The sequence below is a fragment of the Chryseobacterium sp. GW821-FHT04C04 genome (assembly GCF_059420365.1).
Genome location: NZ_JBWKTO010000003.1, coordinates 482,021 through 495,815, shown reverse-complemented (window position 1 = coordinate 495,815; position 13,795 = coordinate 482,021). Strand labels below are relative to the sequence as shown.

The 13,795-nt window shown below is 37.4% G+C and carries 9 protein-coding genes and 1 pseudogene; 8 read left to right on the top strand and 2 right to left on the bottom strand.

Features of this window, described 5'->3' with window-relative positions; genetic code table 11:
* Window positions 1-176 precede the first annotated feature (176 nt).
* From AC07UM_RS12060 to AC07UM_RS12030, 7 genes and pseudogenes are all read left to right on the top strand, one after another.
* A complete protein-coding gene (locus AC07UM_RS12060) occupies window positions 177-755 on the top strand; it encodes a DUF4840 domain-containing protein (protein WP_494683281.1) in 579 nt (192 codons plus the stop codon).
* A gap of 101 nt (window positions 756-856) precedes the next feature.
* Entirely contained in the window at window positions 857-1,423 is a 567-nt protein-coding gene (locus tag AC07UM_RS12055; protein WP_494683282.1) for an RNA polymerase sigma factor, read from the top strand.
* The gene (locus AC07UM_RS12050; RefSeq protein ID WP_494683283.1) at window positions 1,416-2,822 is read left to right on the top strand and encodes a porin family protein; all 1,407 of its coding nucleotides are present in this window, start codon (window positions 1,416-1,418) and stop codon (window positions 2,820-2,822) included. The genes AC07UM_RS12055 and AC07UM_RS12050 overlap by 8 nt, the downstream gene beginning before the upstream one ends.
* Before the next feature lie 42 nt (window positions 2,823-2,864).
* Entirely contained in the window at window positions 2,865-3,827 is a 963-nt protein-coding gene (locus AC07UM_RS12045) for a T9SS type A sorting domain-containing protein (RefSeq protein WP_494683284.1), read from the top strand.
* 344 nt (window positions 3,828-4,171) lie between these two features.
* Window positions 4,172-4,240 (top strand): annotated as a pseudogene (locus AC07UM_RS12040) (ATP-binding protein); the annotation flags it as partial.
* 272 nt (window positions 4,241-4,512) lie between these two features.
* A complete protein-coding gene (locus tag AC07UM_RS12035; protein WP_494683285.1) occupies window positions 4,513-6,873 on the top strand; it encodes a TonB-dependent receptor in 2,361 nt (786 codons plus the stop codon).
* A gap of 7 nt (window positions 6,874-6,880) precedes the next feature.
* Window positions 6,881-8,083 (top strand): DUF4374 domain-containing protein, encoded by a 1,203-nt coding sequence (locus tag AC07UM_RS12030; protein ID WP_494683286.1) that lies wholly within the window; start codon window positions 6,881-6,883, stop codon window positions 8,081-8,083.
* Between the two features lie 183 nt (window positions 8,084-8,266).
* Here AC07UM_RS12030 and AC07UM_RS12025 read toward each other — a convergent pair whose 3' ends face one another.
* Entirely contained in the window at window positions 8,267-10,390 is a 2,124-nt protein-coding gene (locus tag AC07UM_RS12025; protein ID WP_494683287.1) for a TonB-dependent receptor domain-containing protein, read from the bottom strand.
* Window positions 10,391-10,400: 10 nt separating this feature from the next.
* Window positions 10,401-11,609, bottom strand: a complete 1,209-nt coding sequence (locus AC07UM_RS12020; protein ID WP_494683288.1) for a PepSY-associated TM helix domain-containing protein — start codon at window positions 11,607-11,609, stop codon at window positions 10,401-10,403.
* A 412-nt stretch (window positions 11,610-12,021) separates the two neighbouring features.
* Between AC07UM_RS12020 and AC07UM_RS12015 the strand changes: the two genes are divergently transcribed.
* Window positions 12,022-13,557: a YifB family Mg chelatase-like AAA ATPase gene (locus AC07UM_RS12015; protein ID WP_494683289.1), complete on the top strand. Its 1,536-nt coding sequence runs from the start codon at window positions 12,022-12,024 to the stop codon at window positions 13,555-13,557.
* The last annotated feature ends 238 nt before the right edge of the window (window positions 13,558-13,795 follow it).

The following is a 13,795-nucleotide window of genomic DNA, read 5'->3' as shown; positions in this document are numbered from 1 at the left end:
AATTTTTACATCAGGTCCGAAATTTGCAGAGGAGTGATGAATTTTTATCTCCATAAAATCAAATGGTTATGAAAAATTTATCTTTTTTTTCTAAAAATCATGCAAGATTTTTAGAAAGGGAGATTTATATAGATGAGTACTCGAAAATAATTAATGTTTAACGAAAAAGTAATGCAATGAAAAAATTGACAGTACCCCGATTTTTTATAACAGTTTTAATGGTTTTAATAGGATTTACTCTATCCTCATGCAATAATAACGACGGACCGGACATCCCTCCTGTAAAACTGGAGAATTTAAAAGGCAACTACAAAGGAAAGCTGGTTATTGTACAGGGAAATAGTAAAAGAGAAGGCATAAAAGAATTTAAAGTAAAAAAAGATACCATCTCATTTGCTGAATTTCCAATAGAGGAAATTGTAAAAACAGTAGTGAAAAACCCGGTAAAAGCAGAAGCTGCATTAAAAGCAATGGCAAAAGTGAAGTATGATCTAAAATATGCAGCAGTAATCAATACGGCGAATAATGTCATTGAGCTGACTTTAACGCCAAAAGCTTTGGAACTTCAGATTCCTGTAGATGGTGTTAATAAAAAGACGGTTGTAGAATTGGTCTCTAAGCAAAAAGGATATTATGTAGGATTGGATCAATCGCTGAGGTTTGCCGTCACAGCAGAAAAGATTACCGTAGATGGTACATTGATTACGCCATATGAGGTTATTGATTATAATTTTCCTTTCTGTATAAAAAATTAATTAATAGATATTATCATCAATGGATTGCACTTTATTAATAAGATGCAATCTATTTTTGCTTGACAGTTTTATAACATCCACTGGATACGGCGGAAGCATATATGGAAGAAAGTAAAGAACAGATTTTGGTAAAGCATCTCCTGAAGAAGGAGGAAGCTGCCTGGAAAGAGCTTTTTGGAGCTTATTCCAGAAATCTGACCTATGTATGTTCTCGTTATGTTGCGGAGAAAGAAGATGTTCATGATGTACTCCAAAACAGTTTTATCAAAATGTTCCGCTCAATAGAATCTTTTGAATACAGGGGAAGTGGTTCTTTAAAAGCCTGGATGACCCGTATCACCATCAATGAATCTTTGAAGCATATAAAACAGAAAGGCGATTTTAAATCTGCTGTTGAAGTAGATGATCTTCCGGACATTCCTAATGAAGAAGAACCGGATTTTGAAGAGATTCCGCGTGATGATATTATGATGATGATCAAAGCTCTTCCCGAAGGGTACAGAACCGTTTTTAACCTGTATGTGTTTGAGAAAAAAAGCCATAAAGAGATTGCCGGACTGCTGGGAATTGCAGAAAACTCTTCTGCATCTCAGTTTCACCGTGCAAAAGGACTGCTTGTTCAGAAAATAAAAGAATTTAAAATGTCAAAAAAAGCACAATATGAATAACGAGTGGCTAAATAACCTGCGAAGCAGAATGGATGACCATGAAGAGGACGTTCCGGAAGGGTTGTGGGATGACATCAAAGATGAATTATTCTCCGGGGAAGAAAAGAACAGCATTCCCGGGTTTATTCCAGAAATTCATGAAGGGGGTGCGAAGAAAAAAGAAAAGATAGCCGGTGCAGGACGAAAATCTTTATTATATCGTATAGGAGGTATTGCTGCTGCTATTGCATTGTTGTTTTTATTGACGAAAATACTACCACAGAATGATACAGATACAAAGAAAACCTTGTCTCAGAAACCGGAAGATGTGGAGAAAGGAAAAGAAGGAAATTCTTTAAAACCTATAGAAACTGAGAGTATTTCAAGCAATGAAGTGAAATCAGGATCAGAAACTTTTTTAGCTGACAATATAGTAAAAAAGGGGTCTCCGGAGAATATTGCAGCGCAAAGGTATGCTGAGAGCGGAGCGGAAAATCAAGTGGAAAATAATCAAAAAATCCAGAATATTTTCACACTTCCTCCAGCATCGGAGTCTTTTCAGAAGGAAAGCAGAATTGCTCAGAAAGTACCTTCTGTTGATGATACAGTAAAAGACACTGCAAAAGAGCAGACTTCTGATGAAGTTCTTTTTAAACAGGACAAATCAAAGGAAGTATATGCTGAAAACACAAAGCGTAATACTGGAAAATCCCGTGATAAAAAGTCGTGGATGCTGAGCATGCTTACAGGAAATGTTGCTTCCAACTCTGCAGAACAACAGTTTCCGGGGTATGCTTCGATGACGGGAAAAGCAATGAATGTTGAGCAGTTGTGGAGTGCGGCTGAATATAATGATGATCCTCTGACAGCAATATTCCTGGCAAATCAGAGTCAGCCGGTAGAAGCGAGAATCAGGCATAAAGTACCTGTAACATTCGGATTATCCCTTTACTATAACTTGGGGAAAAGATGGGGAATAGGGACAGGTTTGAATTATACGAAACTGGCTTCTGAGCTGCATTCGGGGAGTGATAACAACTATATAAAAGGAGACCAGACTGTTCATTATATAGGAATTCCTGTTCAGGTCAACTACAATGTTATTCAGAAAGGAAGATTTACAGGATATGTTACAGGAGGAGCACTCGTAGAAAAACCTGTATCAGGAAGCATTACAACGACTTATGTTGTCGATAATGAAATAAAAGAATCCTCGAAGGAACATCTGGATCACAAACCCTTGCAATTTTCTGTCAATACAGCAGTAGGATTTCAGCTGAAGATCATTGATAAAGTTGGAATTTATGCAGAACCGGGAATAGGATATCATTTTAAGGAAGAAGAAGCTCCCAATACAATTTATAAAGAGAAACCGCTTCATTTTAATATGAAATTCGGGATCAGAGTGCTGCTGGATTAAATGTAGAGGATTTATTATAACACCAAACTTAATAATCTATATATGAAAACAAAGCTAATTTTTTTAGTGGTTTTATTATTCACTATTTTGAATGTAAAAGCACAATGTACCCCTACACTTACAAGTCCGAGATTAGGGCAAAAATACCCTGGAACGATTTTATTCTGTGATACGGAAGATGAGATACTTTCCACTACACAGACTTACGCAAGTTACCAATGGTATAAACAGGAATGGACCTGGCAGACGCCCAATAACAACCCTTGGGTGCTGATTCCGGGGGCTACCTCACAACAGCTAACCATCAATGGGAATGATCAGCTGAATTATTTTAAAGTAGTGGTTACAGAGGGAGATTGTACAGCAGAAAGTTCCACAGCAATGGCAGATGGTTTTGTATATGGTCTTCCGGCTATGATGACCACTTATACTCCCGGAACGTATGAAGAAAATGGAGGAACAGTGAATGTATGCAACGGTGCTTCTGTACAGTTTGACAACATCTTTCCTCTAGTATATGGCAAGCATACCTGGTTCAGATGTGTCCCAGGCAGTAATCCTCCGGTTGCGGGAGATCCCTGCATTATCCCTGGCGTAATAGGAGACACCTATGTGGCAACAACTTCAGGGAAATATGGATTTTATGCCTGTACAGAATACTGCCCGGATCAATGTCAGATGTTAGACCCCTTCGCTTTTGTGGAGGTGAATTTTGGAAACTGGGAATTCTGCAGCAATCTGGGAACAGGAGAGACGAAAATTAAAGATAACAATTTGAAAATCTATCCGAATCCTACCGCGCAGCACCTTTATATTGGGAAAGAATCAGATAAGGTTTATAAGGAAGTTACCATTATAGACATGTCCGGAAAACTTGTTCTGAAGAAAAATGACCACCGATATAATCAGGCGATTGATGTGAGCCAGCTGGTACCCGGAAATTATATCATTATTTCCAAAAGTGCAGATGGAAGTGAATACAAAAATAGATTTATAAAGAAATAGGATTATAGAATCTGAAGATGTTTAAAGATTGATTGTGGGAAGGAAGAATGGGTGTCAGAGGAGGGATGTTCCTTGTATTGAAGAAGGACTAAAGTATTTTTATTCTGGTACTTTACGCTCAATAGATAAAGTTCATCCTTGTTAATCTAAGACGGTCATAATTACCCCAAAAGGACCCCCCTCTTTCTGGCATCCGTCTTCCTGACTTACATTTTTTTATGCAGCATTCAGATAAAGAATCTTTTCGTTAGTTTTAATAATGGTTGGGTCGGTACAAATTTATTTGTACCGATTTTTTTTATTCCGGGATCATCTCAATCTTATCCATATAGTAGTCTCCCGAAAGCGGAAAAACGATGCTGGCTAAAAGAGTTCCCGGTATTTTACCTCCATTGAAATTGATAGAAGCATAGGAAACAAGCTGCTTCTTTATTTTAGATCTATAGAATGAATATTCTATAGTGCTATGTCTTGTTGTTCTTCATATGACTTTTTTCATACGGACAAAATAGTGTATTGCGATGTTTTTATATTGACACCTGAATGTGAGCTTGTTACGATTTTAACGGAAAGTTATATATAAATAATTGTTGAGTATAATTAGAACAATTAAAAATAAAGTCCGCTTTCCCTTGGGAGTTTACTTGTGAACCTTTAATTTTGCTATTTATAATAATTATAAATAATGAAATTGTATCAGCGTATTTTTATCTTTCTCATTTTTACCCTTACAATTTCCCTCATTAAAGCACAGGATGCTGATTTTACTGTTCAGGGAGCTGTACAGAATCACGCAATGCAGGGATTAAGTGGAGTAAACATTTTTGTTGAAAACACAAAAATAAATACAAAAACCGATCAAAACGGAAATTTCAAGATCAGTTACAAGAAAGGAGAAGCTACATTAGTCTTCAGCCTGGATGGCTACAGAAAACTTAAAAAGAAAATAAACTTCGGTAGCAAAGTATCTCCGGTAATTATTCAGTTAGCTGATGATCATGCGGCTGTGCAAGAAGTTGTAGTACACGGCAAAGGTAAAGTAAAAGCACTGCAAGACGGTGCTTTTACTGTTAATGCTATAGATGTTGCCAAATTGGCCAATACCACAGCAGATCTTAACCAGGTCCTGAACAGAACCACAGGGATTAAAGTCCGTCAACAGGGAGGTATAGGTTCCGATTATAATTTCTCTATCAACGGAATGTCCGGTAAAGCGGTGAAATTCTTTATCGATGGTGTTCCTTTGGAAATGCTTGGAAAAGGAGTGGATCTGAGTACGTTACCTGTAAATATGGCAGACCGTGTAGAGATCTATAAAGGGGTTGTTCCGATCCATTTAAGTACAGATGCAATGGGGGGAGCGGTCAATATTATTACGCCGTCAAGCAGCAAAAATTACCTGGATGCAAGTATAAGTCTTGGTTCTTTTAATACACAACGTATCAATCTGAATGGACAGTTTAAAGATGATAAAACCGGAATTATCCTGCGTATCAACAGTTTTTATAACCATTCGGATAACGACTATCTGATGAAAGATATGAAAATCTGGAATGCAGCTAAAAACGAATATGAGCTAAAAGACCTGAAACGTTTTAATAACAGATATCAATCTGTTTTTGGGATGGCTGAGGTAGGAGTAGAAAACAAAAGCTGGGCAGATTCTTTCTTTGTAGGAATGTCACAATCCGTTTTTGATAAACAGATCCAGACCGGTTCTAATCAGGAAGTAGTATATGGTGGGGTAAAGCAAAACGGACAGGCTCATAATTACTTTATGAAGTATAAAAAAACAGGTCTGTTCAATGATCATCTGGATGTGAATGTGTATGCAGGTTTCTCAAAAAGCGTTCAGAAAGCAACAGATACCCTTATGCGTAAATACAGCTGGGATAACACTTTTGAACCTTCTGCTACAAGTGAAAAAGGAGGAAGAACGATCATCATGCAGCATGAAGACCGTCTTTACTCACAGGTAGGAGCTACTTACAAAATCGTTGAGCATCACAAGCTTATCTTCAATTATGTACTTGATTACCTTAAGAATACTACATTCAATCAACTTGAAGAGGAAAAAAAGAATGTACCTCCGGCGAAGATGACCAAACAGATCTTGTCTATGGCTTATCAACAGGAATTTTTTAATAAGCATTGGACTAATATTTTCTTTGCTAAATATTACCAGGTAGGACTTCAGAAAATGGTTTTTGATCCGGTGACTAGAACCGATAATCCGGCAAAGGATCATTTTAGCAGCTGGGGCTATGGCTTTGCTACCACCGTGAAAATTACAAAAGGATTGGGAATAAAAGGATCCTTTGAACGTTCTTATCGTTTGGTAGAACCACAGGAAATTTTCGGAGACGGAGTTGCTGTAACCAGTAATATGAATCTGAAGCCCGAAACCAGTAATAATGTAAACGTAGGGTTGTACTATGGCCATCATTGGGGGCAGCATGCTTTCCGTATAGAAGGGGCGGGATATATTCGTGATACAAAGGATTTCATTTATACCGTTCCCAATTTGTATAACAGTACTTTCAAATATGAAAACCTATCTAATATCTTTACACGAGGGCTTGAAGGAGAAATAAGTTACCAATACAAAAGGCTCCTGAACGTTTTAATGAATGTGAGCTACAACAAAGCTTATGACAATACAAAATTTGCCAATAATAGTGAAGATGTCGTTTCGGCAACTTACAAAAAAGATGTTCCCAACCAGCCTTGGTTATTTGGAAATGTAAATGTAAGCGTGGGTAAAGACGACTGGTTTCAGAAAGACAGCAGGATAGAGCTTTACTATGGACTACAGATGACAGAGTGGTTCTACAAAAACTGGAAATCCTATGGAAATCCACGCAACATTCCGATTATTCCAAGACAAACCCTTCACAATATAGGTATAAGTTATTCCATGAAGAACGGAAGATATAATCTGGCGTTCGATGTAAGCAACGTTGGGGATGCACTGGCCTATGACAACTTCAAACTTCAGAAGCAGGGACGTGCTTTCTATTTAAAATTCAGATACCTACTTAAGTAAAAAGATCATGACACAATATTTCAAAAACAGTATACTTTTAATACTTGCATGTTTAACCATTTTTAGCTGCGAACGCGAACCTGGTTTCGGTGACTCTGAAAGTGGTGAAAAAGACTATAAATATTTTTTACTTTCCGCTCTCGGAAGCTGGCCCAATACAGTCCATTACATGACAGCGACCAATGATCTTACAAAAGGTGAAATGGATATTACCAAAGAAGGAGATGAAATTAACTCCAAAGGAACCTACTCCTACATTGTAAAAAATGGCTTTATCTACAACTATAAAACCGATCAGGGTATCTTCAAAAAATTTAAATATACACAGGATAGGCTGACGACTGTAAAAGAAGTGCCTTATACCTATATCAGTGATATTGCCAGCTATGTTTGGATAGATGATCATACTTTGGTTGTTGTAGGAGATACAGGTGATGGTCAGCATATACGCTATACCGTTTTCAATGCTGCCGACCTTAGTATTATCCGTCAGGGTGAGATCGAAGGATTTCAGCCTTTCCCAAATGCGTATAATTTTTATTCGCTGGGTGCTATGACTTATATGGATGGACAGATCTATTTGCAATACAGCTTCCGCGATGGTAAATGGCTCACTCCTGAATATTACAATTTTGCGGTGATAGATTATAACACCTTCAAAGTAAAAAATTCCATAACGGATCACCGAAGTTCCGGAGTAGCCAATGGTTCTCCTTATTTCAAAACAACTTTTACAAAAGATAAAGAAGCTTTTTATTATACATGTTTTCCACGTGCAGGAGCTGGAACAAGTGATATTTTCCTTTTCAGGGCTCTCAAAGGAGCAACTACGCCTGATGCAGGATATCAGATCAATCTTACCAATCTTGTTGGCGGTAAGTCTTTGGAAACGGTTATAGAGTATATTGGGAATAATAAAATGGTAGTTCTGTACCGTGATCCTGCATTAGGAGGCAGCTACAATGGTCGGTATGCTATTGTAGATATCGAAACCAAGCAGTTGGTGCGGGTTCTGGACGAACTGCCCGGAGATGAACCTTATGAACAAGGCATGTTTGTTCAGAATAACAAATTATACATTGCTGTAAATACCAATAAAGGAGGTAACTATGTATGGATTTATGATCAGCAAACTGATAAAATAACTAAAGGAATGAAGCTTCCCAATAGTATTTCCGGATTTGCCCGTTTCGATAAGTTATATGACTAATTATAGCATATTTATTTAACAAAAAAGCGGTTCTCAAAAATTTTTGAGAACCGCTTTTTTGTTAAATGATTTCCGTTCATTGGTTTAAAAGAAAAACCTTGTCAAGGCTGCATTACAATGACCAGAAAATATGCAGCCATTTTAAGCCGACTGAGAGCTTTTATTTCTATAACTTGTTCTTTATTAAAGCTTATAATTGAATGATAACGTTACCACCCGGCTGTCCAGATTGTATTTTTGTCGGATGGTAGAGCTGAAGTTATTTCCTGTTACACGGTAATTATTGGTCTTTAATAAATCCGTTACTGCAATTTTTACGGTTGCTTTATCTTTTAATAAGGTTTTAGAAACCCCTAGTGTCAGGTCAAAATAAGCATCACGGATAAACAAACCAATATTAGATTTTGAAAAATACTGTGCATTAGCCTCTGCTTTTACTCCTTTTGCAATAGTGAAGCTGTTTTGTGCGTTTAGGGTAAATGCCAGTTGTGAACTGTTGACCGGGTAATTCTGATAATTACCCTTATATTCATTGTTGAATACATTCAGCATAGAGGTCAGCGACCACCATTTGAAAAGCTTTGTAGTGGCGGTAATGTTGGCACCATATACATAAGACTTATTTATGTTGTCCTGAGTTTTTACGAGTATTCCTGTGTCCGGCTGATAGTTGTATACTTCTGTCATTACATCGTTTGTAACACTAAAATAGGCCGATGCAATAATATATTTCCCCCAGGTATATCCCAATTCTGTTGCGTGTGTAAATTCCGGATTCAGGTTAGGGTTTCCTTGCCAGTAGTTGAAAGGATCATCATAAAAACGGAAGGGATTCAGGTCGAAGTGACTTGGTCTGTTGATTCTTTTGCTGTACGAGGCATAAAACCCATGCTGATCATTCATCTGGTATTTGATGGATGCACTCGGGAAAAGGTTTGTATAATTTCTTTTTCGCTGTTCCTGGGAAGTTTTCTGGTTGATATCCGTATGGGTCATTTCCGTTCTCAACCCCAGCTGGAATGTCCATTTCGTCAGATTAAGTTTGTAGTTGGCGTACAATGCATGTATCTGCTCTTTGTATGCATATTCATTACTTGCTTTATCATCATTGATCCATTCATCACCCTGCTGTATAAAATACTCCGAAGGATTGTTATTAGACTTTATAGTAGATTTCAACCCTGTTTCCAGACTATGCATTTCGCTAAAAGGCAGGGTAAAATCTACCTTAGCATTGAAGACTTTCAGACGGGAAGCAATACTGCCTCTTCTGTTGTTGAATTTCTCTGTTCCCAGATTCACCAACGCATCTGAAATCTGATTCTGACGGGAAGAGAAACGTGAAGTTTCATATTCCAGATCCACATCCACCTTATAATCCTTGTCATTGAAGATATGAGTACCCTTTAAATTGTAGGTATAATCGTACCAGTTTTCCTTGCTTTTATTATCTGAGAGTACATGAGCAAACAGGTTATCTATTGGCTGAAATATTCTGTTTTCCCCTTTCGAAAAATCTTCATATCTCCCTATTTTAGCATCAAATAAAGCACCAATAGTTGTTTTGTCACTCAAAGCATAATCAGCCCCGAATTTAAAGTTATTAGAAGTTAAGGGCTCATTGGTTATTGAATTTTGATCGGTTCTCCGAGTCATTTGCTGAGGTTGTTTTTCATCGAAGAAAATCTGACTGAAGTCCCGTCTTTCTTCCTCGCCACGGAAAGTATAACTGTAGTCTCCGTGTAAAGAAAGTTTGTTATGAGTATAGTTTAGACTTAATCCTGTATTTACTCTGCTTTTACGGCCTCTTCCTCCGTTCAGATAATAGTTGCCACTCAATCCTTGTGATGAGCTCTTTTTCAGTATAATATTAATGATGCCGGCATTTCCCGCAGCATCATATTTGGAGGAGGGGTTGGCTATAATTTCAATATTTTTTACCAGTGTGGAATTGGTAGAACGCAATAGGTTGGCCAGCTCCTTTGCTGATAACGAACTGAGCTTTCCGTTGATCATTACACTTACTCCTTTTTTGCCCCGTAAAGAGAGTTCTCCTTCCTGCGAAACTACCACCCCGGGTGTTTTGCCCAGCAATTCCAAAACAGTAGTACCATCTGATAATACACTATTCTCTACATTAAAAATCATTTTATCAGCTTTTTGCTGGAAAACGGCTTTACTCCCCTTTACTACGATGCCGCTAATCTCTGAGATTTTATCTGTCTGCAAAGAATCGTTCTGACTTTCTGTCTGTCCGTAGGCATTCAAGCTCGCCATTAAAGGGAGCCATATATAGTGTTTCTTCATGATAATAGATTTAGGTTGTTGGTTTTTTTTTATTTTTTCTGCCCCACCAGATCATAAATCCGGTTATGGGCAATGAGGCACAGAATAAACTCATGATAAATGCTAAAATTTTTCCTGGCATTCCGAAAAAAGCTCCCACGTGAAGATCATATGTAGCATCTGTAGCTCTTTCTGCCATAGGTTTGTCTTCGTGGGGATGATTAAATAAAAGCTTTCCAGAATGTTCATCGAAAATCATCATTGAAGACTCGGCATAAGTAAATTCTTTATCCTTGATCCAGATGCTTAAATTATCGTGTTTGTGATCTGCTTCCGCATGGTCTTCAAGATCAATTCCAAAAGAATAAGCTTGAGGATAATGAGTTTTTACCTGTTCTATAATACGGTCTATGGTTGTTACAGTCTCCACAGATTCCGGAGCGGTTGTTTTATATTGACTGAAATCTGGTGTAGCAGTGGAAAAGCCATTGAGTAATGCATATACCCAAACTTGGGTAATACGAAACGAATACATAATACCGGTAATGGCTACAACAATGGCAAGAAAAGAGGCATAAAACCCAAGGATATTGTGTACATCGTAATTTTTACGTCGCCAGCCTTTTACTTTCTCCCATCGAAACCATAGGCGCTGTTTGCGCATTTTTTTATTCTTCGGCCACCATAGTATAATTCCCGTAATCAGCATTATGACAAAGATGATGGTAGAAATTCCCACGATAGTACCGCCAATTTTATTGCTTAGCAGCAACGAGCGGTGCAGAGTCATGCAGATAAAGAAAGGATTATTTTTTACATCATATATGGCGAGTACCTTCCCGGTATATTGGTTTACATAAACGTTTTTATAAACAATAAAGGTATTGAAGTGATTCCAGCCATCTTTATTAACTTTAATCAGTCCGAACTGATAAGAGCGGGCAGCATCTATAGGAATGGTGACTTCATCTGTTTTTACAATTTCATTTTTCAGCTGGGCATTCACCATATCTTTTAACTCATGTATAGGAATAGGCTTCTTATGCTGAATATCTTTTTCTCCATGAAAAGTATTTTCCTTGCGCAGGGCAGCGGTAATATCTTCATTGAAAACAAAAAATGCGCCTGACAGAGAAACTACCAATACAATGATACCTGAAAACAATCCGAGCCATAAATGAACTTTTAGAATGTATTTTTTGAAGGTACCTTTGTTTTTTTTGGTGGTGGTCTGCTGCATTTTATTTCTATTTAGTCTTGTTAAAAATAAATAAGCTGCAAATATAACTTTATTTATACTAATTCTAAACAGTAGGATGGTTTTATTTCTCCTTTAAAACCTGATTTTTATTAGGATGTATGCTATATGGAATGAAGAAGAGACTGCTAAAGAGGATTTCATTGGATAGATAAGTGTTGGATGGGAATAATTTTTCCTGAATTGAAAATGATAGAACACTTTGTATACAACGCTGCGTCTTAAAAATAATTGGGAATAAGTACCTTATGCAAGCCTAATAATGCTGAAGATCAAATCTCGATATTCTTTTATTGATACCTTTTTAAGTACACTTATTTTTATAGAAAATTATCAATGTAATTGTCAGATTTTCAAAATAATATATTGATTATTTTTACTTCAAAAACATGTCATGCTGATCAAAATTTATGGAAGTGCCATTCATGGAGTAGCTGCCCAGACCATAACAATTGAGGTAAATGTAGACACCGGTGGAGTAGGATACCATCTGGTGGGTCTTCCCGATAATGCTATTAAGGAAAGCAGTTATAGAATCTCTGCCGCATTAAAAAATGTAGGATATAAAATTCCTGGGAAAAAAATTACGATTAATATGGCTCCGGCAGATCTCCGGAAAGAGGGTTCGGCTTATGACCTTAGTATTGCAATCGGTATTTTAACGGCTTCAGATCAGATACTGGCAGAAAACATTAAAGATTATATTATTATGGGTGAACTTTCTCTCGATGGAAGCCTGCAGCCTATTAAAGGAGTTTTACCAATTGCTATTCAGGCGAAAGAAGAAGGTTTTAAAGGTATTATTCTTCCAAGACAAAATGCCAGAGAAGCGGCCATTGTAAGTGATCTTGAAGTATATGGCATAGAGAATATCAGAGAGGTCATTGACTTTTTTAATGAAGGAAAGCCTCTTGACAGAGTTATATTGGATACCAGAAAGGAATTTCAGGAGAAAATCGACGACTTTCCCTTTGACTTCTCTGAAGTTAAAGGTCAGGAAGCCGCCAAAAGAGCGATGGAAGTGGCAGCAGCAGGCGGCCATAATATCATTCTGATCGGGCCTCCCGGAAGCGGAAAGACCATGCTGGCTAAAAGAGTTCCCGGTATCTTGCCTCCATTGACATTGAGAGAAGCACTAGAAACAACCAAAATTCATTCTGTAGCTGGAAAGATAGGAACCGAAGCCTCATTGATGACCGTTCGTCCCTTCAGATCTCCACACCACACAATTTCTGATGTTGCTTTAGTAGGAGGGGGAAGCTACCCGCAGCCCGGAGAGATTTCTCTTGCTCATAACGGGGTACTATTTTTGGACGAAATGCCTGAATTTAAAAGAACAGTGCTGGAAGTAATGAGACAGCCTTTAGAAGACAGAGAGGTCACTATTTCAAGAGCCCGGTTTACTGTAAACTATCCGGCAAGTTTTATGCTAGTCGCTTCAATGAATCCCAGCCCGAGCGGATTCTTTCCTGATGATCCTAACAATACATCCTCTGTTTATGAAATGCAGCGGTATATGAATAAAATTTCAGGTCCACTTCTGGATAGGATTGATATTCATATCGAAGTCCAGAAAGTAGAATTTGAACAACTTTCTGAAAAAAGGAAAGGAGAAAAGAGCAAAGACATTAGAGAACGGGTATTGAAAGCAAGAGACATTCAGAATAAACGCTATCAGGACCTCAATATCAGCAGCAATGCTCAGATAGGTCCCAAAGAAATTGAAGAATTTTGCAGCCTGGATGAGGCCTCTTTCAATCTCATAAAATTAGCAATGGAGAAACTGAACCTTTCGGCAAGAGCATATGACAGAATCCTGAAAGTATCCAGAACCATTGCAGATCTTGAAGAATCGCAAAACATCCTTTCTTCCCATATTTCCGAAGCCATACAGTATAGAAGCCTTGATAGAGAGTTTTGGAACGCTTAGTTTTATTGCTATTTAATTGATTTAAAAATAAATACAAATTTGTTTTTTCATAAGTTTAACTCTCTTTTTGGAGATTAACATAGTAATTATGTAACACTTGGTTTAATTTATTATGTTAAGTTTGATTACCAAATAATCAAAAATATTATATTATGAAAATTAATTTTTTAAACACTGAATAGCCGCTGTATTTGGTTTCTTAAGAATATACCAAGTCTATTCTTCCCACTTTTCGATT